The organism is Nordella sp. HKS 07 (assembly GCF_011046735.1).
Taxonomy (GTDB): Bacteria; Pseudomonadota; Alphaproteobacteria; order Rhizobiales; family Aestuariivirgaceae; genus Taklimakanibacter.
Genome location: NZ_CP049258.1, coordinates 3,187,675 through 3,210,018, shown reverse-complemented (window position 1 = coordinate 3,210,018; position 22,344 = coordinate 3,187,675). Strand labels below are relative to the sequence as shown.

Below are 22,344 nucleotides of genomic sequence, written 5' to 3'. Positions count from 1 at the left end.
TAGACGATGCGGCCGGGTTTTCCACTGGGGCCAGATTAAGCTTGCCTAACGCCGGAGAAGCCCCTCAATAGCGCCATGCCGCAGCTCAACACCAAGCTTTCCACCCTTGAAATGCCGCGCGGGATCCTGCCCGCGATGACGCTGGTCGATTTCTGCCAGAAAGGCTTCATCCGGACCGGCCGGCCCCTGGCCGACGGGCAGGTCCAGCCGGCGAGCCTGGATTTGCGGCTCGGCGAATGGGCCTACCGGGTGCGCGCCTCCTTCCTGCCGGGCCCCGGCAAGACCGTGGCCGAGCGCCTGGAGACGCTGCAGCTGCACAAATTCTCGCTGGCCCAGGGGGCGGTCTTCGAAGCGGGCTGCGTCTATATCGTGCCGCTCCTCGAAAGCCTGGCGCTGCCGTCCCGAATCTCGGCGGCGGCCAACCCCAAGAGCTCGACCGGCCGGCTTGACATCTTCACCCGCATCATCGCTGATGACGCGCGCGAATTCGACAAGATCTCGGAGGGCTATGAAGGCCCGCTCTATGCCGAGATCTCGCCCCGGAGCTTCTCCATCCTGGCGCGCACCGGCTCGCGCCTGTCGCAGATCCGTTTCCGCTCCGGCCCGCCGCTCGCTTCCGACGAGATCATCGCGATGCTGCATGAAAGCGAAGCACTGATCTCGAGCGCCAACGCCAATATCGACAACGGCCTCGCGCTGTCGGTCGATCTGTCGCCGCAGCCGCCCGGCCAGCCGGTGGGCTTCCGCGCCAAGAGGCATTCGGGCCTCATCGATGTCGACAGGATCGGCGTACTAGAGGTCTTGGATTACTGGGAGCCGATCTGGCAGAAGGGGTCGCTCATCCTCGACCCCGACCAGTTCTATATCCTGGCGTCGAAGGAGGCGGTGCGCGTGCCGCCGACACATGCGGCCGAGATGGTGCCGTTCAATCCGCTGGTCGGCGAATTCCGCGTCCATTATGCCGGCTTCTTCGATCCGGGCTTCGGCCACCAATCGGGCGGCGGCGAAGGCTCACGCGCGGTTCTTGAAGTGCGCTCGCATGAGGTGCCCTTCATCCTGGAGGATGGGCAGATCATCGGCCGGCTCATCTACGAACCCCTCACCCAGATGCCGGACCAGGTCTATGGCCAGGGCATCGGCTCCAACTATCAGCGCCAGGGGCTCAAGCTCTCCAAGCATTTCAAGCCTTTCGTGCCGTGAGCGAGTCCCGAAGGTAAAAGCTCCCGTGCCAGCGCCAGCGGTCAGCCGCCGCCCGCCGCGTTTGCTGCTGCTGCGTCAGCCTGCTGCTTCAATCGCATCCTGTGGGCCGCCGCGGCTTTGGGGTCATCATCGCCCGACACCTGCACCGTCGGCACCGCGATCTTGATGCCGTTCTCGTCGAAGGCCTGCTTGATCAGCATGAGGGCGCGGCGCTTGATGGTGAACTGCTCGCCGGGACGCGTCTTGAGTTTCATCTTCATCAGCATGCCGGTGTCGCCGAACTGATCGACGCCCTGCATCTTGAGGGGTTCGATGATGCTGCGCGCGAATTCCGGATCCTGCGCCAGCTCGAGACCGATCTTCTTGACGATCTTGCGGGCTTTGTCGATGTCGGAGTCGTAGGTCAAGGTGAGGGTGATCTTCTCGATGACCCAGTCGCGGCTCATATTCTGAACGGCGCCCAGGTCGCTGAACGGAACGGTGTAGACATAACCGCGATGATGCCTGAGCTTCACCGATCTGAGGCTGAAGGATTCGACCGTCCCCTTGTACGAGCCGCTCTGAATATACTCGCCGACGCGGAAGGCGTCGTCGAGCAGGTAAAAGACTCCGCTGATGACGTCCTTGACCACCGTCTGCGCGCCGAAGCCGATCGCCACGCCGACAATGCCGGCGCCGGCGATGAGCGGACCGATCTGCACGCCGAGGGAAGACAAGGCCATCAGCAGCGCGACGATCGCGACCACGATCATCAAGACGTTTCGCATGATAGGCAGCAGCGTCCTGATCCGCGAATTGCGCCGGGCCAGCTCCGTCCCCGGCTCACCGCCTGAGGAAGCGGAGGCGATACGCTTGTCGATCAGGGTCTTGGCCACATGCCATATGAAGTCCGCCACCAGAAGGATGACGATCGCGCTCAGCGCGCCGCGCATGACCCGGGTGAGGAAGGTGTCCTGCGCCGTCATGGCGGTGAAATCGACGTCCAGCTTGTGCGCCAGAAAGACCACGGCGGCGATGATCAGCCCCGCCCTGACGCCACGCTCGACGATGGCCGCGAGAACACTCGGCACCTCCTTGCCACTTTGAGCCGATCCCGGCGGCCGGAAGACATTGTTCACCGCGCGTTGCGCCAGCATGACCGCGGCAGGCAGGGCCGCCAGCACGACAAGCAGCCAGAAGGGTTTCATGGCTCCAGCGATCCAGAGCAGAAACAGGAAGACGAAATACGCCGAAAGCAGCCAGGTCCTGGCGCGCTCGTCTATCGTGGCGCGCGCCGCATCCTGCGCCGGCGCCGATGTCTGGACGGGTCTGCGCCAAACAGCCTCGATGCCCATGCCGAGCAGGACGAGCCCGAGCGCATAGGCGATCAGCTGGCGGGACGGTATCGTGAAGCCGAGCATCGACAAGAGGACGACCGTGACCCAGCCAAAGGCGAACCAGCCCACCGCATAAGACAGGCGCTTCACCCAGAACGACGCGCTCGGATCGGAGACGGGCAGCACGCGAAAGCGCGCCGCCTTGCCGAAATCGGCGAGCTCCGGCGGCGAGAAAAGGAAATCCAGCACGACGCGCGCCAGCCGGAAGATCAGCACCGCCATGAGATAGCCGAGCAGGATCGGGCGCAGAAGCGGCGGCCAGCTGAAGACGAGGAAGGCTCCTATGCTGCCCAGCGCGAACATCGCGACCGATCCCGCGCCATAGACGAGGCGCGCCGCCATGGCGATCAGCCGATCGCGCACGGTCTCGAGCTCGGACGCGGCAATCCAGGCGCGCAGCCCGGTGGTCCAGCGCCGGAACAGCCACTGGGCGGCGAAGCCGGCGGCGACGAAGACGGCAAATATCAGCGCGAAGCCGAACAGGCCATAGCCTTGCAGCGCCATGCCGACCGTGGTGGCGGCGGCGGCGACCTCAGCGGGAAGCCCTGGGATCGCTGCGGCGAGGTCCGAGAAATGCTGATGAATCCGCATCAAGGCCGAGGTGAAGACCATGCCGTCATCCATCTGGCCGGGCGCGCTCGCTTGCGGCGCGGGCTGAGGCGCCTTTTGCGCATCAATCCACTTCTGCACCTCGGGATCGCCCAGCAGCTTGAGCAGATCCTGGACTTTCTGGGGCGGCACGGCCGGCTCGGTCTGAGCGAGCGCACCCGTCGCCAGCATGCCGAAGACCGACAACATGGCGGCCATCAGCACGCAGCGGCGCAGCAAGCCGATAATGGATCCCATCTGACGCGCGCTCATTGCCGTCTCCCCAAAACGCCCATTTCTTCCCCGTGGCCCGTCCCCGAGGCACTGCCGCGGATGTCGGTACCAATCCTGTCTCAAGGGAATACCAGATCGCACAAGCCGATGCACGCCCGGGAGGCGGCCTAAAAGTGACGCGCCCTAACAATGAGTTAGCTTGGTAAAGGCTCCTGGATTGGACCAAGGTCCAACACGTTTTTCTTGCTCGAGCGCAGTATTGGGTGCACTGGTCTCTCAATCTGTACTTGGTAAAATCGATGGCGGGTCGACGTCTATTCTCTTCATTCCTGATTGGCGCGGCGGGACTTTTCCTGCTTTCCGGCTGCGGAGCCTCGCTCGAAGAGCTGCGCACTCCGGTGCCCGAGCCGCTGGTCGCGGTGGCCCATGTTCCCGGCTATAAGCAGGTGCGCTTCTGGGGGGATGACGGCAACAGCGTCACCCCTGCCTATATCGAGGCGGGAGCGGCGCAGATTATGCGCGCGGCGAAGACCGATCGCACCATCAACCCCTACGACCGCAAATTCCTGGCCATATCGGGTGGCGGCAGCAATGGCGCCTTCGGCGCCGGCTTGCTGGTCGGATGGACGGCGGCCGGCACCCGCCCGCATTTCGATATCGTCACCGGTGTCAGCACCGGCTCGCTCATTGCCCCCTTTGCCTTTGTGGGCTCCGCTTATGACCGGCATTTGCGCGAGGTCTATACGGAAACCAGCGGCAAGGACATTTACAAGACCAAGGGCATTCTGAGCATCATCGGCAGCGAGTCGGCCGCCGACAACACGCCGCTCAAGAACATGGTCGCTCGCTATATGACTGACCGGCTCATCGCCGATATCGTCCGCGAGCATGCCAAAGGTCGCCGCCTTCTGATCGGCACCACCAATATCGACGCCGAACGGCCGGTCATCTGGGATATCGGGGCGATCGCCTCGAGCCGCGATCCGAACCGCGTTCAGCTCATCCGCGACATCCTGGTGGCCTCGGCCTCGATTCCCGTCGTGTTTCCGCCGGTGCGCCTCAATGTCGTCGCCGACGGCCATCGTTATGACGAGCTGCATGTCGATGGTGGGACCAGCAATCAGTCCTTCCTGTTCCCCTCCAACTTCACGGCGACGAACGCCAACATACTGATCGGCCGGACGCCAAAGCGCACCCTGTATGTGATCCGCAACGGCAAGGTCAATCCGGAATGGAGCGCCGTCAAACCGCGCATCGCCGCCATTGCGGGCAAGTCGATCGCCTCGCTGATCAAGACGCAGGGCATCGGCGATCTCTACCGGCTGTACAGCAACGCCCAACGCGACAAGATCGACTACAATGCGATCTGGGTGCCGGCGAGCTTCGAGCTCAAGGAAAAAGAACCCTTCGACCCCGTCTATATGCGGGCGCTCTACAAGCTGGGTTATGAGATGGGGAAGAACGGCATTCCCTGGGAAAAGCATCCGCCGTAATGACGCCGCGAGAGGCGGCGGCGCCTCAGATCAGCTCATAGTTTCCAAGGCTGTTCCTACGCGGCGGGCGGCGGTTGATCTGGAGCAAGGCTGGGAACAGAGCAAATCCCGCCAAAGTTGAAGACTTTGGCGATGAGGATTTGCTCCAATATTTTGATTTGGCGCGAATCCTTTCCGGCGATGTGATTCCACTTCGCCGGGATGCGAGCTAAAATTGAGCGATATGGCATTCTGAAAGGAATCCAGAAATGCGGATACGGGATCTCGAGTCGTCTCAAGTGACCACGATCGGGCCGGAAGCCAGCGTGCGGCAGGCGGCCAAGATCATGCTCAAGCACGGTATAAGCGGGCTGCCTGTTGTCGATGACGACATGAAGATTGTCGGCATCATCACTGAAGGCGATCTCATCCGCCGATCCGAGCTTGGATATGACAAGATCCAGGATTTCGGCCAGTCTGGAGAAGGCGTCGCAGACCCCCGTGATTATGTCAGACGCCATAGCTGGAAAGTCGGTGATGTGATGACCCGGGATGTCGTCGTCGTCGAGGAAGACGGGAGCATCGCCAAGGCGGCACGGCTTCTGGAAAAGCACAATGTGAAGCGGCTTCCCGTGGTGCGCGACGGCAAGCTGGTGGGCATGATCAGCCGGTGCGACCTCCTGCGCGTGATCGCCACGTCGGTGCCGGAACAGATCGCAGCCGGCGACGAGGCGATCCGCCGGAGCATCAAGACCAGATTGCATGAAATTCTGGGCTCCCGGGATGCCCATGTCGATATAGCGGTCGTCGACGGCGGCGTGCGCCTGTCGGGCCAGGTGGCGACGGCCGACGAGCGCGACGTCGTGCAGGTGATCGCCGAGAACACGCGGGGCGTCAGATGCATCGAGAACCATCTGAAGCTGACCTCGGAAAGGCAATGATGGGCCAGCCGACTGCCGAGCCGCCTGACAAATGATTGTGTTCAGGCCTCAATCAGCCCGTTGAAGATTCGCTGCGCCTGCTCTAATGTCGCGCCGGCTGAGCGGGCGTAGTTCAGTGGTAGAACGACAGCTTCCCAAGCTGTATGTCGAGGGTTCGATTCCCTTCGCCCGCTCCATACTTGGGAACTTTCACGTTTATCGTTGTACATGGCGGAAGCGCCAAGCTCCGCCCCCGCCCCCTCGAGCTCAAGTCCGCATAGATCTCACGCCACCTGTCGCTGCACTTCCTTCCCTTGAGCCTCGAAAGGGTTGCGCCGCCCAGACGGACCGGAAACTTCTCCAATGAGCATTCACGGCGTGAGGAACGGCTAGGCTTTGCGCTTGATCTAGGTCAAGCCCTCGCAACCGCTGCAAACGGGATAAAGTGGTATTGGGCCACAAACCCTTATGACCGGATGCTGAGTACCGGAAACTGCCATCTCCCGGCCGCTTCATCCATTGATGTAAATCAAAGGTTCCCGCCTCAGGACCGGTAGATATGAGGAGGTAGAAGGAGTGCCAATCATGCGAGCACCTAAGACGCTTTATATCGTCGCGGATGGCGGCCGGGTCCGTTACATCGAGCGAACTATCCTCGGGCATTTCACGACATTCCGGACCTTCGTCTCAGCGCATATTCACGACAAGTCATCAGCACTCACCCGCCGCAAGCCGGCTCGCGTTCAGGAAAGCGCTACAAGCGCCAGACATGCGATAACGGCGAAACTGGACCCGCGGGACAAGATCGAAAGCGCGTTCATTCAATCAATCGCCGACGATCTGCGCAAAAACAACACACTCGAGCATTACGACAACCTGGTTATCGTCGCTCCGGCACGATTGCAGCATTTGATCTCGGATTCACTATCTCCGGCGCATGCCAGCAAATTGATCAAGACCATCGACAAAGACCTGACCAAAGTGCCGGATGAGGATCTGGATCGGCATCTGCCGGAGTTTCTCGTCGCTCGTTCCGCCAGCTGAAATTATCCGAGCATCGGAAGGATTTCGCCCTCATGAGCGGGACCAAGCCGGATGAGGTGCTGCTTGAGGCTGGCTATGCCGTGGCAAAGCCGCTGAACGCCCATCTCTCGCGCCGAAGGTCATTTCGGCGACCGGTTGGCGCGAATTGCCACAAACTGGCACAATCGCGGCAAAGGCCTGCGACGCATATATGCGCCTAATTTCCTCCATAAGGTCACTCGCTCGGGAGGGAATCATGTTGGCATCAGCCGCAAATCCGGAACACAAGCACTTCTCCCCGTCCTCAGCCACCCGCCTGGAAGGCCCCACCAATCCTCTGAAAACATTCGAGGAAATTCTGTGGGGCGAAAAGCTGCATAAACTCGATCCGCATCAGCATCTGTTTCACCAAGGTGACGACGACAAAAAGATCTACAAGATCGAGATCGGGCCTCGTACAGCTCTATCGCGTCCTGTGCGACGGCCGTCGGCAGATCATTTCCTTGCGCTTCGCCGGAGACATCCTGGGCCTAGAATCCGCCTCGGAGAGGTATTGCAGCGCCGAAGCCGTCACGCAAGCGAGCTTCCGCAGCCTGCATGAGAGCAGCGCATATCGGAGATTGCGGGACGAGCCAGCACTGGCGCCGCAACTCGTGAGCCTTCTTTCGCGCGAACTCGAAAATGCCAGGGGCCAGATCGGTGTCCTCAATCGGCGGTCGGCGATCGAAAGATCGTCGGCGTTCATTCTCGAACTCCATCGCCGCCAAAACAACTCTAGAGCGCCGGACGCTCACATAGAATCGGGCCGGCGCTCTAACTCTTTGATTTGCGCATCGGATTATCCGAAAACCGCTTCGCACTTTTCGGTCCGATGCTCTAGTACAATCCGCCTTGATCTGAGCAGGTCCGATATTGCCGACTTTCTCGGGCTTACGATCGAGACGGTGAGCCGCAATCTCACCAAGCTGAAGGTCAAGCGAATCATTCACCTGCCGGAGATCCACAAACTCGTCATTCTCAATATAGGCCGCCTGGAAGCCCTGGCGGCGGGCGGCAACGAGGAATGGTAAGAAGTCCATGGAGAATACGGCACACAGGCGGTTTGCGGTCCCGGTTGTCGCTGGTCTCCACGATGCCCTGCATATCGCGCAGGAATTGAAGCATTATGAGATTCGATCTCGGCTGACTTCCATCGTCGGGCGGGAAGCGGGTTTCAGCCGCAGCCGCGAAAAATCCAACGAACTCAGCGCCATCGTGAACGGCAAGCCGCAATCTCTCAAATTCCAAACCGGCTCGGACGCAATCGTGGCGCTTGTCTATGGACCAGACCCACCGAATGCCATTTCTTGGAGTATTGCGGCATTCGAAGTCTCTCTGAGCCGCTGGCTGATTCCCGCACATGCCCGACGACTCGCCCTGGCGGTCGCTACTGGCGAATTTCTTTTCCTGGTGAGACTCGCAAGGATGGAGGAGGAGCGCATTGCGACACGCGCCTTGCTGCACAGCTGCCCGGACTCTGTCCATGATCTTGTCACAGAAGACGATACCAAGGAGTTTTTCCCATGCGCGCCAAAGACTTGATGACAACCGAACTTGCAACCATTTGTCCCACCGCTTCGGTTCTCGAAGCGGCGGAAATCATGCTCCAACGCCATGTCAGCGGTCTTCCTGTCGTGGACTCTTCGGGTAATCTCGCAGGCATGATAACGGCAGGTGACCTCTTGCGCCGGGCAGAGATCGCAACAGTGGCGGCTCGCGGCGGCTTTGCCGAATTCCAGGCCGGCTATGAGCGCCTTGCCGCTGACTATGCGCAGTCTCATGGCAAACACGTAGGCCGCGTCATGACAACGGCGCTGCATACAGTCGACGCAGATGCCCCAATTCAGTTAATCGTCGACATCATGGATCGGCATAATGTGAAGCGGGTACCAGTGACCCAGCAGCGAAGGCTGCTCGGCTTGGTGAGCCGCACCGACATCCTGCGCGCTTTCGTCGAAGCCGCTCGGCGTGCCGCCGATGACTGCTGTGACGACAATGAGATAAAGAGAAGGCTCTTCGCGATCTGCACACGAGAGTCCTGGGCGCCCTTGGCAGACATTGACATTTCTGTCCGAGATGGCGTCGTCGAGCTTGTCGGACGCATTTCCAGCGAAGCCCAACGTCGCGCATTGACAGCCGCCGCCGAGTCGATTCCGGGTGTCAAATCAGTCATCGATCATCTGGTTCTCGAAAAAGGCCTGTCGCCCCGCGCCCATCCTTGACATGAGTCAGGGCTGAGATGCCTCGCCGGCGCCGTTGTCGGCCCACTTGAAAAATTACACGTGGAAGCGGCGTCCGATACGCCTTGTTCGGCGATCCCTTTCCCCGGCGAGAGTGGCTACCAAGTCACGAGAGCGGTCAAGCTCCCTATCCTCGACTGATCCAGTAGAAGCGCAAGCACCCTAGCGAATGCGAACACGCGATCAATCCCGACCGATCCGACCTCCGCAGCAGTGCTGTCGCGATAAACAGTTCTGTGCACGGCTTGTCAATCGGCGGCTCCGGCGCAGCGATCGAACATGCGGCGTATCTGCGGGATTTCGAGGAGAGCGCGGCTTTGGACATGCTTGCGCAGGCGGGAAAGCTTGGCCTGAGATCATTTAGGATCTTGCCGCCGTCGGGTCGAAGGCACATGCCGAGTTGCGTCCAATACTCAACTCCATAGCCGATCATCTGGGTGCCTGATGTTTGACCTCGGTCTTTGACCTCTGTCAATTCGATCGGGGCGCTCACAGCTATTCTCGCAAATCCCAGATCCGACCTGAGGAAATGTCCATGACATACAAGACGATTCTAGTGAGCCTCAACGATCTCAAGCGCAATGAAGCTCTCCTCACAAGCGCCGCGGAGCTCGCCCGCAAATTTGATTCCCATCTCCGCGGCCTGTATGTCATCCCCGCAGTCGAGGTCTATGCCGGAATCGATTTCGGAATGCCGATCGTCTTCGAAGGCAATCGGGAGACCTACCAGAAGGCCGAGAAGTCCGTGCGGAACCTGTTCGATTCAATAGCACAAGTTGCCGGCATCAGAAATGACTTCATCGTGGTAGACTCGAGTTTTCCCAACATAACAAACCACGTAGTCGATTACGTCCGCTGCTCCGACATCGCAATCATAAGTCAGGCGCCGGAAGGGGTTGAATTGTCCGTCACTGGCCGCGATTTCGTCGAGCAGATGCTGCTGGCGACCGGCAGGCCAATCATTGTCCTTCCGAGAAAGGATCGCTCGGATCTCGTCGCCGATCTGGTCATCATCGGCTGGAGCGGACGGCGTGAATCGGCTCGTGCCGCCTTCGACAGTATACCGCTGTTGACCTGCGCCAATGAGGTCCGGGTGGTGTGGGTCGATCCGGAAAAGGAACGTCCCAATCCGGGCAGTCTGCCCGGCGCCGACTTGGCCACAACCCTGTCACGTCATGGCGTCAAGGTGTCGATCGAGTCTCTCTCCACCGGAGGGAAAGAAGCTGGTGAAGCCTTGCTGACGAAAATAACGGATAGCGGCGCTGGCCTCCTGGTCATGGGAGCTTACGGGCATTCTCGCCTGAGCGAACTCATCCTTGGTGGAGCGACCCGATCGGTCCTCAACGCCATGAATTGCCCAGTGTTCTTCTCACATTGAGGCGGTAACCTCGACCTTCAGGATGCGGAAGTTGCGTAGTCGGGACGATGCACGAAATTGACTGGACGGCGGCAGAAATTCAAGCCCGACCCGGATCAGCGGCATGTCATCGCTCGCCGCCGCGGTTGGACAAATCGGCCCGGCTTGACCGAGATCAAGCATTAATCTGACCGATCAGACATGATGCATATCCTCAGTGGAAGGAGGATACCATGACACAATCCGTAACCAGACCGCCCATCACGAAAGAGGGAAAGGCTCCTCCCGAGCGGGCGCCATGGCTACCGTTCCTGAGCCTGCAGCGTGAGATCAACCAGGCTTTCGATGAGTTTGATCGGAATTGGCGACCGTTCTTCCAGCGCTCAATCTTCGATTGGGAGCCGCTGGCTCGAATGGAGACCTCATGGTCGTCGCCCGCCGTCGATATCATCGACAAGGAAAAGTCGTACGAAATAACAGCCGAGGTGCCCGGCATGACCGCCGAAAACCTCGAGCTCAAACTGGTGAATAATCAACTATTGATCAGGGGCGAGAAGAAGGAGAGCCGCGAGGAGACGAAGGGCGACAGTCATCTGTCGGAGCGCCAGTATGGAGCGTTCGAGCGAAACTTCCGTATCCCCGATGGGGTCGACTCCGGAAAGATCGAAGCGACCCTCAGGAACGGCGTGCTGACTGTCGTCCTGCCCAAGACGGCAGAGGCGACGATGCCGACCAAGAAGATTGAAGTAAAAGTAGCCTGAAGTACTCGAAAATAGACTCTAAATGAGCCTGGAACGCGAGCGCCGGTCGTCCTGTCGTCTCGCGTTCCAGGCTATCCGTCTATGCAGGCCATCGGACATGGAGGCGCTTACCGGCTATAGCAGTTCGTACTGCATTGGTCTGTCGCTGCTCATCCTGCAACTTGCCCTGGCGAGTCTCACAGATGTGCCCGCTTGGCTCAATCAGCGGCTCATTCGCCTTGACCCTTGTTAATGCCGCCAGCTTTCATCTCGCGCCATTAATGAGCCGAGGCTTCTTGATCCACGTCAAGATCTTTGACCATGGGTGCGATAAGTTGCGTAAAGATTGAGATAGGATATTCCGATGTCTGGCTTCAGATTCCTATTGATCTTGGTCCTCAGTGCGCAACTGACCGGAACCTCTTTTGCGCAGACTCCCGATCAGCGGACGCCTAGTTTGGCGCCGATACTCGAGAAAGTCTTGCCGGCAATTGTCAGCATAGCCGCTCACGGGCGGGCTCCTGACGAGCAGGACCCTCTTCTGTCCGATCCACATGTCAGAAAATTCTTCGGCCTGCCTGAGGACGCCTCTCCAGGGGACCATGAGTTCTGGACTGCGGGCTCAGGAGTTATCACCGAAGCGCATGAAGGCTTGGTGTTGACCAGCCGTCATGTGGTGGATGAAGCGGATGACATTACGGTCGTTCTGGCAGATGGAAGACGACTGCCAGCCGCTGTCGTCGGCGCAGACGAAACCACAGATCTGGCGCTCGTCCGAGTTGTCCCGGAAAATTTGGTCGAGCCGATATTCGGTGATTCCGACAAGCTCAGGGTCGGCGACTATGTCGTAGCGGTTGGAAACCCATTTGCACTTGGCCAAACCGTAACCTTAGGCATCGTTAGCGCACTGCGCAGAAACCCGCCGGACGAAGACCTTATTCAGACGGATGCCTCGATCAATCCCGGCAATTCCGGCGGCGCCCTCGTAAATCTGAAGGGAGAGATTGTCGGCATCAACAGCATGATATTCGCGCCATTGGGCACCAATAGTGGGATCGGTTTTGCAGTTCCCATCAATACCGCTCGCAGTGTCGTGCGCGAGATCATCAAGCAAGACAAAGCATCTCAGTGAATGGTGGAATGAACTCGCTCCGGGCTCGGTTCTCTTCGCCCGCTCCATTTCATCATTCCCTGAGACTGCGGCGCATACATGAACACCCGGGAAGGCGCGTCAGCGCGCGATTTCCTTGAGACCGCGCAGCGCTTCCTGCACGTCGGCGCGGACATCAGTGGAGTCCGGATAGACGGCATAGGCCGGATAGGTGAATTGTGGAGCCCCTTCCAAGAGAATGAGCTCGCCCGCCTCGAGATGCGGCGTCACCGCGCCTTTGCGGAAATAGCCCATGCCGCCGGCGCGCAGAATGTAGTTGAGGCCGAGAGGTCCGTGCTCGACCAGAAGGCCCGGTTCCTTGAAGGCGGCCTGGCCGAAACCGCCAAGCGCTGCAAATTGAGGCCCCCAGTCGACATGAACATAGTCGAGTGACTCTTCATCTCCATCCGGGCTCCTGACAAGGACAAGCTGTTCCTCCTCGATCAGCTCGACCTTGAAGCCGGGCAGGAGCTTCGGCGCGTAGAGGACCGCGATGTCGAGCACGCCGGTGCGCAGCTGCTCCAGCAACTGGTCGGGCATACCGACATGGGCATGGACCGCGATCATCGGCTGCCGCCTCTTCATCCAAACGAGCCAGTCGAGCAGCAGCGGGTTCCAGAGGCTGAGCTCGCTCCCCAGCGCCACGACGCTGGCGCGTCCCGGCGGAAGTGAGAGCTGTTGGCGGGCGCGTTCCCAGATCTGTACGAAGGACAACGCGAAACGTTCGAATTCTCGCCCCGCCGCGGTGAGGCTTGCACCGTTGCGGTTGCGGACGAAAACCTGACGGCCAAGCTCGTCCTCAAGCGTCCGATGCGGGCGCTCACCGTCGTCTGCGTAACGTGAAGGCGCTCGGCCGCCTTCAGGAAGCTGCCCGTATGGACGATTTCCAGAAAAGTACGGGCGCGGTCGATATCCATGAGTAGCTATCTTAGTGCAATTTTCTTGCACTAAGATAGCATTTAATCTCGTTTGTCTTGTTGTTTTCGACGATGCAGTCTCGCCAACCCGGATGCCGATCGAGCAGGATGAAATGCAAGCTGAGTCAGCCCAAAACGCGTCACCACCGCGCGCCCTGCACGGTTCGGCGCCACGGCCGGATGATTGGAGCGCGGTCTCGATTTGGAGAAAAGCGGAGCGCCGGCGGCTGATCGATAAACGTCTGGCGCTCGATGCCGAGGGACGGCAGGCCCGCTCCGGCCTGATCGTAACAGAGCTCGACAAGACCATCGGCAAGCCCGGCGGCCGCATCGTCGGCACCTATTGGCCGTTTCGCGGTGAACCCGACCTGCGCAACTGGGCGATCCGTGTCATAGCGCGCGGCGGGCGCATCGCGCTCCCCGTCGTCATCGCAAAGGGCCAGCCGCTCGAATTCAGGAGCTGGAGGCCCGGCGATTCTTTGGAGCGCGGCGTCTGGAACATTCTCGTTCCCGCGCGGGGGCCCGCCGTCCATCCCGACATCGTGATCGCACCCGTGGTCGGCTTCGATGCAGCGCATTATCGGCTGGGCTATGGCGGCGGCTTCTTCGACCGCACGCTGGCAGCCATGCCGCGCAAGCCGCTCGCCATCGGCGTCGGCTATGCACAAAGCCGGATAACAACCATCTATCCGCAGCCGCATGACATCGCCATGGACGTGATCGTCACCGCCTGACCGTCCGCCGAAGGCGATTGACGGGCCGCCGCATAACCTGCGATCAGAGCCTGACCACCCAAACTCCGAGGCAGGCCCATGCAACGCGTAACCGTCACCCTGGATGATGATCTCATGAGCGAGCTCGACCGCGTCATCGAGATGAAGGGCTACCAGAACAGATCCGAGGCGATCCGCGATCTGGCGCGCGCCGGCATTCGCGAGGCCGTCGTCAATGCGCCCGATACCGGAAACTGCGTCGCCGCCTTGGTCTATGTCTATGATCACGGCGCCCGCGAACTCTCAAAGCGGCTCGTCGAGACCTTCCATGAGCATCACCATTTGTCGATCTCGACGATGCATATCCATCTCGACCATGACAATTGCATGGAAGTCACCGTGATGAAGGGACCGACGCGGGAAATCCGGCATAGTGCGGAACATGTGATCGCCGAGCGCGGCGTGCGCCACGGCCAGCTGGTCATGATCCCCGTCGAGATGGAAGCGCACAGCCACAGCCATGGCGAGCGTTCGCCTCACCGGCATATGCATATTAAAGTCAAATAGGTCGCGCATCCACAGGAGTGTTAGGAGGCCGCGCCGGCAGCATAGCGGCGGCGAGCAGCCGCGACGCGGGATGCTGAAGGACGGAGAAAACCTTTCCTTCCTCCACGATCCGACCCTCGTCCATCACGAGCACCCTGTCGCACAGGCGGCGCGTGAGCCGCAGATCATGCGTGATGAAGAGGAAGGCCGTTCCGAATTGACGGCGCAGCGCTGAAAGCAGATCGAGAATCTGCAGCTGCAGCACGAGATCGAGATTGGAGACCGCCTCATCGAGGACGATCAGCTCCGGTCGCGGCGCCAGCGCCCGGGCGATGCAGACACGCTGCAACTGCCCGCCGCTCATCTGTCCCGGAAGCTTGCCGGCATCCTGGCGGTCGAGGCCAACCAGGGCCAGCAGTTCCACCACGCGCGCCGCCATGGCGTCCTTGCCAAGCCCGGTTAGATGCCTGAGCGGCTCGCTCAACGTCCTCGCAATGGAGTGGCGCGGGTCGACGGCGCCGATCGAATCCTGAAAGACAAGCTGTACCGCAGCCCGGAAGTCCCGCCGCCCGGACTTGTCGAGGCGGGTGACATCCTGGCCGCGAAACAAAACCCGTCCGGCATCGGGCCTTTCGACGCCCAGCATCAGCCTCGCCAGCGTGCTCTTTCCGCAACCGCTGCGGCCGAGCAGGCCGACACATTCGCCGGGCGCGATCATGAGATCAATATCCCGCAGCACCGTCTTTGCCGCCCCGCGGCCGAGCAAAGAGCCGGCGCGATAGGTTTTTCCCACACCCTCGATCGCGATCAGGCTCATGCGACCTGCTCCTCGGGATAGAGTGCCATGTGCGCCGCCAGAAGGGCCCGGGTCGCCGCATGCCGGGGGGCTCGAGAATATGTCCCGGACACCGCCACGTTCGACGATCTGCCCGGCCTCCATCACGGCAACCTCATCGGCCGAATGCGCGACCACGCCCATGTCATGCGTGACGAGCAGAACGCCAAGACCGTGCGTCGTTACCAGACGCCCGATCAAAGTGAGCACGCGCGCCTGCAGCACGAGATCGAGATCGGTGGTCGGCTCATCGGCAATGAGGAAGGGTGCCTCCGAAAGCAGCGCCAAGGCGATCATCACACGCTGCTGCATGCCGCCGCTCATCTGAAAGGGATAGAGTTGCTGGATGCGCTCCGGCTCCTCGAGGCCGACCTCCTCGAAGGCGGCCAGAATCCGCGCTTCGTCATCCCGCCCATGACGGCCGACCGCCCTCATCGTCTCGACCGCATGGGCCCGCATGGTCAGCACGGGGTTGAAGGCGCTGCGCGGATTCTGCATCACCGTCGCCACCTGCCGGCCGCGCAGCTCCGGCCCCGATTTCGGCTCACCGTCGATCGACACGCGGCCCGCAAGACGCGTGACGCCCGGCGGCAGGCTGTCCTGCAGGCCGAGACAGGTCAGCGATTTGCCGCAGCCGCTGGCGCCCACCAGCGCGGTCACAGCGCCGGCGCGAACACTCAGATCGAGACCGCGCACCAGCTCGACCGGGACACCCTGTCGCGTCGTCGCCAGCGTCAAAGCCTCGACGGCAAGGACCTTCGCCATCAGCAGTGCTCCGCCTTGAATGCCGGGTCGAGGTGATCGCGCAGCGCATCGCCGAGCCGGTTGAAGGCCATGACGCTCACCAGGATCATCATGCCGGGCCAGACGAGAAGGAGCGGCTGCGTCCATACGAACTGCCGCGCGTCGTTGATCATCACGCCCCATTCCGGTGTCGGCGCGGCGATGCCGAGCCCGAGGAACGACAGGCCCGCGACATGTAGCATCATATGACCGATATCGAGCGTCGCCAGCACGACGAGCTGCGCCAGGACGCCCGGCATGATGTGCTCGACGAATATTCTGAAGCGTCCGGCGCCCGCCATCTCGGCGGCGGTGACGAAATCGCGCTCGCGTATCGACAACACCAGCCCCCGCACAATGCGCGCATACCACGCCCAGTGCGAGAGCACGACGGCGACGATGACATTGACCATTCCGGTGCCGAGCACGCCGATCAAGAACAGCGCCAGTACGAAAGTCGGAAAAGTCAGGAAGACGTCGCAGAACCGCATGATGAGCTGGTCGACGCGCCCGCCGATATAGCCCGAGACGCCGCCCACGCCGATACCGAGCGCCAGGATCAGCACCAGGATGATGGCGACGGAGCCGAGCGAGACCCGCGTTCCATAGATCAGGCGCGCCAGCATGTCGCGGCCGAGATGATCGGTGCCGAGCCAATGCGCAGCACTCGGCCCCTGCAGTTTGGCCGCCAGGTCCACCAGATTAGGGTCATGCGGGACGATGAGTGGTGCGGCGACAGCAAGGAAGGCGAGCACGGCAATCATCGTTGCCGCCAGCCGCACCTGCCAGACGCCGCGCCGATGACGATGGAGCGATGATGCCGGCCTGTCGAGCGTACTGTCGATGCTCATCGCGCCTTCTCCGCGTACAGCCGGATTCTCGGATCGAGCCAGGCATACAGAATATCGATGAGCAGATTGCACAGGACGAAGATCACCGTCATGAGCAGAACGAAGCACAGAAGCACCGGGAAATCGCGATTATAGATGGCCGAGACCGCATAGCGGCCGAGACCGGGCCAGTCGAAGATGTTCTCGACGACGAGCGTGCCGCCGATCAACTCGCCGACATGCATGCCGGTGGCGGTGACGATGGGCAGCATCGCGTTGCGCAGAATGTGGTTCTGCGTGATGCGCCTGTCGGACAGGCCGCGCAGTCTGGCATAGAGGACATGCCGCTGCGCCCCCACCTCGAGCATGCTGGCGCGCAGGAGGCGTGCATTGATCGACAGCGACATGAGAGACACGGCAACCGCCGGCATGAGCACGTGCTCGAGGCCGCCCTTGCCGAGCGGCGGCAGCCAGCCCAGCCATAGCGAGAAGGCGATCACGAGCAGGAAGCCGAGCCAGAAATTCGGCATCGAGACGCCGATGAAGGCGATGCCGCGGACGATGTGATCGGGCAGCCTGTCGGGATGGCGCGCCGCCCAGATGCCGAGCGGAATGCTGACGACAAGCGTGATCAGAAGCGCGAAGGCCGCGAGCTGCAGCGTCGCCGGCAGGTAATAGAGGAATTCGTCGAGTACCGGCCGCCGCGTGACATAGGAAACGCCGAAGTCGAGGCGCATGGCGTCCCAAAGCCAGCTGAAATACTGCTCGAGCAGCGGGCGGTCTAGTCCAAGCAGGATGCGAACCTTGGCGATCGCCTCATCGGTCGGCGGAATCTGCGACAGCCGCAGATAGTCGAGCGCCGGATCGCCGCGCCCGAGGCGCAGCATCAAAAAGACGACGGCCGAGACGCCGAGCAACATCGGCGGCAAAAGCGCAATCCGGCCTACTATGAAGCGCAGCATCGGGCCCCGCCTCACTTCACCGGACGAAATGTCTCGAACGGGATCTCCGAGACCGTGGCGCCAAAGCCGATATCGCCGAGCTTCGGCCCGGCCACCAGCAGCGAGGTTCCGTAGGTGAGCGGCAGATAGACCGCCTGCTCATGCAAGGTCGACAGGATCTCTTTATAGAGTTGCTGCCGCTTCGCCTCGTCCACCGTCACCAGCACCTGACTTATCTTGGCATCGATTTCGGGCTTCATGGCCAGACCGGACTGCGCCTGATAGTCGGCATGGGAGGGAACGCGCATCGAGCTCAGGAAGGAATGCGGATCATAGGGCGCGCCCCATGTCTCCCCGAGTATCATGCCGAACTCGCCGCTGCGCTGACGCGCATCGAGGGAATTGGCTTCCTCGCCCACCAGCACGGCGTCGATGCCCACTTTGCGCAGATCGGCCTGGATGACCTCGGCAATCGCCTTCTGCTGCGCGTTGTTGCCGACATAGTTGAGCTCAATACGCAGCGACACGCCGTCTTTCGCGCGGATGGATTGGCCCTCCGCGCGCACCCATCCGGCCTCATCGAGCAGCGCCTGCGCCTTGGCCGGATCGTAGCCGTAAGGTGCGAGCCCGACATTGGTGTAAGGGAAATTCGGCGCGAAGAGCGTATCGGCGCGCTTCTGCGTGCCATAAAGGACGCCGGCCACAATGGCGTCCTTGTCCACCGCATGATTGATGGCCCGGCGGACCGCCAGGTCGTTGGTGGGCGCCCGCTTCGTGTTCAGCGCCGCCATTTGCGTCATCAAGGGCTCCGACAGTCCGGTCCGTCCCGGATACATCGCCTGGAAACGGGCGAAGGTATCGGGAGAGATCTGGCCCTCGCCATAGATCAGGTCGATGTCTCCGGTCTCGAACGCCACGGCGCGGCTGTTCGGGTCGGAAATGACCTTCACGACGATGCGGTCGAAAGTCGGCTTCGGCCCCCAGTAATCCTCGTTCCGGGCGAAGACGTCATATTCGCCGAGCCTCGTCTCCACCAGCTTCCAAGGCCCGGTGCCGACGGGCGCCACGATCTTGTCGGCGGTGCCTTCGGCAGGAATCGCTTTGGGCGAGATGAATCGGAACGGCCTGATCAGAGCCAGCTCCTGCAGAACCGGATAGTATGAATTCTTCAAGGTGAGGCGGAAGGTCGACTCATCGAGCGCTTCGGTCTTCACCACCTGGTTGGCGAGTTCCAGCCAGCTGTGACGGTCACGGCTTGCCAGGACAGTATCGAAATTGGCTTTGACGGCGGCGGCGTCGAAGACCGACTCGTCCGAGAACCTAACGCCCTTGCGCAGCGTGAAGTTGTAGACATGTCCGTCGCCCGACACGGTCCATGCCGTCGCCAGCCAGGGCTTGATCGTGCCATCAGCCTGATATCTGACCAGCGGCTCATAGAGCATGGCCTGGGCGAACATTTCGTTCGGGGCATAGGCATGTGGGTTGAGAGGCCCGACATTGGAAGGCCATGAATAGGTCAGCGTCGTCTCGGCCCGCACCGGCCCGGAGGCGAGCAGCGCCAGAATGGCCAGACCAGCCAAGATCCTCGCAATCCGCATCGCCCACTCCCCGCTTCGTTCACGCCGAGCGGGAACCTATACAGGCGAGAGTATGATGTCTATCAATATTCATCATACTTGCTTAGAGCGATCGGGCTATTTGAAAGCGAGGCTCGCCGCAGCCGCCGCAAGCTTCTCCTTGCTTTCGCCCGCGAGGCGCGCTGCGACAAGATCCGGGCGATGAAGCATCCTCGCGACGTCCGCCTCCGGCACGCTTTCCTTCTCTCCGAGGCGGACGGCGACTTTCCGGCCGGCCGCAGCGGTTCCTGTGTAGAAACCTTCAGGCGTGAGCGTAATCCATTCACCATTGGCGAACACATGGGTGCTGGCAAGTAGATCGCCGTTCGCCGTGTCCCAGATGCGGAATGCGCCATCGGCCGTCTGTCCGGAATATTTTATCGTCGAGATGGAATAGAGCCTCCGGCTATCGGCGGAGAAGCGCAGGGTGCCCGGCAGGCCGTGGTTATCATAGAGCGTGCTTCGGATGTTTCCCGTTTCCACATCAAGAATGAGAATGAGCCCGCCCGCATAACCGAGCGCGACAAGGTTTCCGTCCGGCGACACGACACCCTTGTCGGCGCGCGCCGGTATCTCGATCACGGCGCTTGGATCGGAACGCCCGGCGGAAAAGCGGAGCATGAAGGCCTTCGAGCCGAAATCCGATTCGAGCACCGCCAGGAAATCGTCGCTGGCGGGAAGGGGAAGCACCAGCCGGGGAACAGAAGCGCCGCGCGCGCCGGCTTCGGCCACTTCCGGATCCCATCCGTCCTTCTTGCCGAGGCCGGGGCCTACTTTTTTCGCGGGAATGCCCCATTTCTCGTAGGTCAAAGACGTATTGTATATGGTCGCGATTTCACCCGTCTCTGCATCAATGGCCGAAATCGCCGGTTCCCAATAGCCCGCGAGAACGTATTTGCCGGATCCGGTGAAGGTGATGTCGGTGGCGTAACCGAACATGTTTCGCGCGATTTCATGGGTGGTCTGCAGGCTGCGCTGCTTGCAGACGGTCCCGAACCACAGGCATGTGAGGCCAACAGCGCCGTGGGTTTGCGGGTAGAAAGGAAAGTTCGCCTTTTCCTTGCCGGTGGACACGTCGACGATCGAGACGAACGCTTCGGCATCCTCGCTTTCACGCTCCCTTTGATACCCGTTCACCGCAAACCGGCCGTCCGCCGAAAGTGCCGTGCCGACTATACCATAGTAGCCGTTCTCGACCGGCGGCGTCGTGATGCCGCGAATATCGACATTGCCGGTGCCTGGGTCGATCGACAGGACGCGCGGCGGCGTCTCGGACTCCTGGCCCCTCGCCGGCACATAAATATCCTCCCGATCTATAATCTTGCCCGAAACCAGATCGAGTGCCCGCAGCGAGAGCGCGGGCTTGCCAGCTTCCGCTGGGGGCAACCCTTTGAGGGGGATGAAACTGACCTCGCCCGTGACCAGAGAAAGGGAGGCGAGCTTGTCCTCGAAAACTCCGAGATAGGCGGTCTTGTTCTCGTCATTGACGGCAAAACGGTTGATGTACTCCGCTTTCAGGGTCGGCGTCGCCACCGTCGTGCCTGCCGCCATGTCGAAGAATACGAAATTGCCTTCATATGACCACTCGTTGGCGGGGACTTGCGCAAGCGCGCGGCGCCCGCCGGCGTCGATCGCATTGACGAGGAGGTTGGATTTGACTGCCGCGGTCTTCTCCAGGCTGCTCATGTCGTAAAGGCTCACTTCACCAGCCCTGGGGTCGGACGCGGCCAGGAGACCGCCGGCGGATGCCGCCGCGAATACCACGGGCACAGCGTCGATCCGGCTGACTTTTCCACTCGCCACGTCAATCTTTTGAATTACCGGCGTGATGACCTGGAAATCGTTGCCAATTCTCAAAGCGGCGACAGTAATCGAGGCGCCCTTGCTGTCGAAAGCAATCATCTGCCGTTCGGTCGAGCCGATGGAGTCGTCGGCGGCATCGCCTCCCTTGTTCTCAGGGAATAGCTTCACCTCGCGCTGCAGCTTGCCTTTCGCCAGGTTCCATATTTTCAGCTTGCCGTCATAGGCCGAAAGCGAGGCCACGAGCTTGCCGTCGCCGGAGACCGAAAGGCTTTTGATCTCGCCAGCGCTCGTAGGGTCTTCCTTCGGCGGAATATGATTGCCCACCAGACGGGATTTGCCGCCGGTAAGCGGATGGAGCGTGATACTGCCCTCATCGTCGGCGATCACGACGGCATCGTTCGATGGCATGAAGCGGATTGTGGATGGATCGCGATCCGACCCATCCGACCCCTTGGCAAGCGTGAACACGGCCGCAAACTTCCCCGTGGCCGTATCGACCATCCTGACAGTCGATTCGTTATCGATGAAAGCAGCAAGCTTGCCGTCCCCGCTCAGGCTGGCGGCCGTCACGCAGCAATGATCGTATAGCACGCGCAAAGGCCGTCCGGTGGCGGCGTTCCAGATGACGATGGATGACTGCGTCCCCGTAAGCGCCGTCGCTCCATCTTCGGAGAGATGGAGGTCGTCAGACCAGCGGGAGGGGCCGTTGGGGGCCAGAAATATATCCCTTCCGCTTGTGCGGCGATCACCTTCGGCAGCCAGGACCTTGCGCAGGATGGCGCGGTCGGCGCCGAAGGAGATAAGGGGCAGCGGCAATTCCACTTCCGAGGCAAATCGCATCGCCGCCTCGATGGTGGTCTTGTCCCATTTTCCCGTTGCTTCGGATCTGAGATAGCCGAGCTTGCCCAGAGTGGTCTGGACGTCCCTGGCGGCATCGGGAGAAGGATCATCTGCCCGGACGGTTTCAGAAGCAAACGAGACGAGCAGCCCGATCAGGGCGATCCTGGCCAGTAACGTCATT

21 protein-coding genes, 1 tRNA gene and 1 pseudogene are annotated in these 22,344 nt (G+C 61.1%); 14 read left to right on the top strand and 9 right to left on the bottom strand.

Annotated features, from left to right (window positions below):
- Positions 1–75: 75 nt before the first annotated feature.
- Entirely contained in the window at positions 76–1,200 is a 1,125-nt protein-coding gene (locus G5V57_RS15095) for a 2'-deoxycytidine 5'-triphosphate deaminase (RefSeq protein WP_165168334.1), read from the top strand.
- Positions 1,201–1,241: 41 nt separating this feature from the next.
- Here G5V57_RS15095 and G5V57_RS15090 read toward each other — a convergent pair whose 3' ends face one another.
- The gene (locus G5V57_RS15090) at positions 1,242–3,437 is read right to left on the bottom strand and encodes a mechanosensitive ion channel family protein (protein WP_246737632.1); all 2,196 of its coding nucleotides are present in this window, start codon (positions 3,435–3,437) and stop codon (positions 1,242–1,244) included.
- A gap of 260 nt (positions 3,438–3,697) precedes the next feature.
- Between G5V57_RS15090 and G5V57_RS15085 the strand changes: the two genes are divergently transcribed.
- The 9 genes from G5V57_RS15085 (at position 3,698) to G5V57_RS15045 (ending at position 10,470) form a co-directional block, all read left to right on the top strand.
- The gene (locus G5V57_RS15085) at positions 3,698–4,891 is read left to right on the top strand and encodes a patatin-like phospholipase family protein (protein WP_165168332.1); all 1,194 of its coding nucleotides are present in this window, start codon (positions 3,698–3,700) and stop codon (positions 4,889–4,891) included.
- 248 nt (positions 4,892–5,139) lie between these two features.
- Entirely contained in the window at positions 5,140–5,811 is a 672-nt protein-coding gene (locus G5V57_RS15080) for a CBS domain-containing protein (protein WP_165168330.1), read from the top strand.
- Between the two features lie 101 nt (positions 5,812–5,912).
- Positions 5,913–5,987, top strand: a tRNA-Gly gene (locus G5V57_RS15075).
- Positions 5,988–6,375: 388 nt separating this feature from the next.
- The gene (locus G5V57_RS15070) at positions 6,376–6,834 is read left to right on the top strand and encodes a host attachment protein (RefSeq protein WP_165168328.1); all 459 of its coding nucleotides are present in this window, start codon (positions 6,376–6,378) and stop codon (positions 6,832–6,834) included.
- Positions 6,835–7,069: 235 nt separating this feature from the next.
- The gene (locus G5V57_RS15065; RefSeq protein WP_165168326.1) at positions 7,070–7,414 is read left to right on the top strand and encodes a hypothetical protein; all 345 of its coding nucleotides are present in this window, start codon (positions 7,070–7,072) and stop codon (positions 7,412–7,414) included.
- Between the two features lie 19 nt (positions 7,415–7,433).
- Positions 7,434–7,883 (top strand): helix-turn-helix domain-containing protein, encoded by a 450-nt coding sequence (locus tag G5V57_RS15060; protein ID WP_165168324.1) that lies wholly within the window; start codon positions 7,434–7,436, stop codon positions 7,881–7,883.
- A gap of 7 nt (positions 7,884–7,890) precedes the next feature.
- Positions 7,891–8,394 carry a hypothetical protein gene (locus G5V57_RS15055; RefSeq protein ID WP_165168322.1) on the top strand — a complete coding sequence of 168 codons (504 nt, stop codon included), beginning with the start codon at positions 7,891–7,893 and terminating at the stop codon, positions 8,392–8,394.
- The gene (locus tag G5V57_RS15050; protein ID WP_165168320.1) at positions 8,376–9,074 is read left to right on the top strand and encodes a CBS domain-containing protein; all 699 of its coding nucleotides are present in this window, start codon (positions 8,376–8,378) and stop codon (positions 9,072–9,074) included. Before G5V57_RS15055 ends, G5V57_RS15050 begins: the two co-directional genes overlap by 19 nt.
- Before the next feature lie 553 nt (positions 9,075–9,627).
- Positions 9,628–10,470: a universal stress protein gene (locus G5V57_RS15045; protein WP_165168318.1), complete on the top strand. Its 843-nt coding sequence runs from the start codon at positions 9,628–9,630 to the stop codon at positions 10,468–10,470.
- Here G5V57_RS15045 and G5V57_RS15040 read toward each other — a convergent pair.
- Positions 10,462–10,632 carry a hypothetical protein gene (locus G5V57_RS15040; RefSeq protein WP_165168316.1) on the bottom strand — a complete coding sequence of 57 codons (171 nt, stop codon included), beginning with the start codon at positions 10,630–10,632 and terminating at the stop codon, positions 10,462–10,464. The two genes, G5V57_RS15045 and G5V57_RS15040, sit on opposite strands and share 9 nt — an antisense overlap.
- A 50-nt stretch (positions 10,633–10,682) precedes the next feature.
- Here G5V57_RS15040 and G5V57_RS15035 point away from each other — a divergent pair, with 50 nt between their 5' ends.
- Both G5V57_RS15035 and G5V57_RS15030 read left to right on the top strand, forming a co-directional pair.
- The gene (locus G5V57_RS15035; RefSeq protein WP_165168314.1) at positions 10,683–11,210 is read left to right on the top strand and encodes an Hsp20/alpha crystallin family protein; all 528 of its coding nucleotides are present in this window, start codon (positions 10,683–10,685) and stop codon (positions 11,208–11,210) included.
- Between the two features lie 343 nt (positions 11,211–11,553).
- Entirely contained in the window at positions 11,554–12,321 is a 768-nt protein-coding gene (locus G5V57_RS15030; protein ID WP_165168312.1) for a trypsin-like peptidase domain-containing protein, read from the top strand.
- 99 nt (positions 12,322–12,420) lie between these two features.
- Here G5V57_RS15030 and G5V57_RS15025 read toward each other — a convergent pair whose 3' ends face one another.
- Positions 12,421–13,053 (bottom strand): LysR substrate-binding domain-containing protein, encoded by a 633-nt coding sequence (locus G5V57_RS15025; RefSeq protein ID WP_246737631.1) that lies wholly within the window; start codon positions 13,051–13,053, stop codon positions 12,421–12,423.
- A gap of 125 nt (positions 13,054–13,178) precedes the next feature.
- A pseudogene (locus tag G5V57_RS34380) lies at positions 13,179–13,256 on the bottom strand (hypothetical protein); the annotation flags it as partial.
- Between the two features lie 113 nt (positions 13,257–13,369).
- On the opposite strand from G5V57_RS34380, the gene G5V57_RS15020 reads away from it, so the two are divergent.
- Both G5V57_RS15020 and nikR read left to right on the top strand, forming a co-directional pair.
- Positions 13,370–13,990: a 5-formyltetrahydrofolate cyclo-ligase gene (locus G5V57_RS15020; RefSeq protein ID WP_165168310.1), complete on the top strand. Its 621-nt coding sequence runs from the start codon at positions 13,370–13,372 to the stop codon at positions 13,988–13,990.
- 78 nt (positions 13,991–14,068) lie between these two features.
- Positions 14,069–14,536: a nickel-responsive transcriptional regulator NikR gene (nikR, locus tag G5V57_RS15015; RefSeq protein WP_165168309.1), complete on the top strand. Its 468-nt coding sequence runs from the start codon at positions 14,069–14,071 to the stop codon at positions 14,534–14,536.
- Here nikR and nikE read toward each other — a convergent pair.
- The 5 genes from nikE to G5V57_RS14990 form a co-directional block, all read right to left on the bottom strand.
- Positions 14,529–16,115 carry a nickel import ATP-binding protein NikE gene (gene nikE, locus G5V57_RS15010; RefSeq protein ID WP_165168308.1) on the bottom strand — a complete coding sequence of 529 codons (1,587 nt, stop codon included), beginning with the start codon at positions 16,113–16,115 and terminating at the stop codon, positions 14,529–14,531. The two genes, nikR and nikE, sit on opposite strands and share 8 nt — an antisense overlap.
- A complete protein-coding gene (nikC, locus tag G5V57_RS15005) occupies positions 16,115–16,984 on the bottom strand; it encodes a nickel ABC transporter permease subunit NikC (RefSeq protein ID WP_165168307.1) in 870 nt (289 codons plus the stop codon). Before nikC ends, nikE begins: the two co-directional genes overlap by 1 nt.
- Positions 16,981–17,925 (bottom strand): nickel ABC transporter permease subunit NikB, encoded by a 945-nt coding sequence (gene nikB, locus G5V57_RS15000; protein ID WP_165168305.1) that lies wholly within the window; start codon positions 17,923–17,925, stop codon positions 16,981–16,983. The genes nikC and nikB overlap by 4 nt, the downstream gene beginning before the upstream one ends.
- An 11-nt stretch (positions 17,926–17,936) precedes the next feature.
- Positions 17,937–19,502, bottom strand: a complete 1,566-nt coding sequence (gene nikA / locus G5V57_RS14995; RefSeq protein ID WP_165168303.1) for a nickel ABC transporter substrate-binding protein — start codon at positions 19,500–19,502, stop codon at positions 17,937–17,939.
- A 96-nt stretch (positions 19,503–19,598) separates the two neighbouring features.
- Positions 19,599–22,343, bottom strand: coding sequence for a WD40 repeat domain-containing protein (locus tag G5V57_RS14990; RefSeq protein ID WP_165168301.1), 2,745 nt, complete (start codon positions 22,341–22,343; stop codon positions 19,599–19,601).
- Position 22,344: the final 1 nt, after the last annotated feature.

What these genes read in the sequence shown, in the direction of transcription:
- G5V57_RS15095 (WP_165168334.1), top strand. Translation starts at nt 76, where the DNA reads ATGCCGCAGCTCAACACCAAGCTTTCCACCCTTGAAATGCCGCGCGGG.
- G5V57_RS15090 (WP_246737632.1), bottom strand. Translation starts at nt 3,437, where the DNA reads ATGAGCGCGCGTCAGATGGGATCCATTATCGGCTTGCTGCGCCGCTGC.
- G5V57_RS15085 (WP_165168332.1), top strand. Translation starts at nt 3,698, where the DNA reads ATGGCGGGTCGACGTCTATTCTCTTCATTCCTGATTGGCGCGGCGGGA.
- G5V57_RS15080 (WP_165168330.1), top strand. Translation starts at nt 5,140, where the DNA reads ATGCGGATACGGGATCTCGAGTCGTCTCAAGTGACCACGATCGGGCCG.
- G5V57_RS15070 (WP_165168328.1), top strand. Translation starts at nt 6,376, where the DNA reads ATGCGAGCACCTAAGACGCTTTATATCGTCGCGGATGGCGGCCGGGTC.
- G5V57_RS15065 (WP_165168326.1), top strand. Translation starts at nt 7,070, where the DNA reads ATGTTGGCATCAGCCGCAAATCCGGAACACAAGCACTTCTCCCCGTCC.
- G5V57_RS15055 (WP_165168322.1), top strand. Translation starts at nt 7,891, where the DNA reads ATGGAGAATACGGCACACAGGCGGTTTGCGGTCCCGGTTGTCGCTGGT.
- G5V57_RS15050 (WP_165168320.1), top strand. Translation starts at nt 8,376, where the DNA reads ATGCGCGCCAAAGACTTGATGACAACCGAACTTGCAACCATTTGTCCC.
- G5V57_RS15045 (WP_165168318.1), top strand. Translation starts at nt 9,628, where the DNA reads ATGACATACAAGACGATTCTAGTGAGCCTCAACGATCTCAAGCGCAAT.
- G5V57_RS15040 (WP_165168316.1), bottom strand. Translation starts at nt 10,632, where the DNA reads ATGCTTGATCTCGGTCAAGCCGGGCCGATTTGTCCAACCGCGGCGGCG.
- G5V57_RS15035 (WP_165168314.1), top strand. Translation starts at nt 10,683, where the DNA reads ATGACACAATCCGTAACCAGACCGCCCATCACGAAAGAGGGAAAGGCT.
- G5V57_RS15030 (WP_165168312.1), top strand. Translation starts at nt 11,554, where the DNA reads ATGTCTGGCTTCAGATTCCTATTGATCTTGGTCCTCAGTGCGCAACTG.
- G5V57_RS15020 (WP_165168310.1), top strand. Translation starts at nt 13,370, where the DNA reads ATGCAAGCTGAGTCAGCCCAAAACGCGTCACCACCGCGCGCCCTGCAC.
- nikR (WP_165168309.1), top strand. Translation starts at nt 14,069, where the DNA reads ATGCAACGCGTAACCGTCACCCTGGATGATGATCTCATGAGCGAGCTC.
- nikE (WP_165168308.1), bottom strand. Translation starts at nt 16,115, where the DNA reads ATGGCGAAGGTCCTTGCCGTCGAGGCTTTGACGCTGGCGACGACGCGA.
- nikC (WP_165168307.1), bottom strand. Translation starts at nt 16,984, where the DNA reads ATGAGCATCGACAGTACGCTCGACAGGCCGGCATCATCGCTCCATCGT.
- nikB (WP_165168305.1), bottom strand. Translation starts at nt 17,925, where the DNA reads ATGCTGCGCTTCATAGTAGGCCGGATTGCGCTTTTGCCGCCGATGTTG.
- nikA (WP_165168303.1), bottom strand. Translation starts at nt 19,502, where the DNA reads ATGCGGATTGCGAGGATCTTGGCTGGTCTGGCCATTCTGGCGCTGCTC.
- G5V57_RS14990 (WP_165168301.1), bottom strand. Translation starts at nt 22,343, where the DNA reads ATGACGTTACTGGCCAGGATCGCCCTGATCGGGCTGCTCGTCTCGTTT.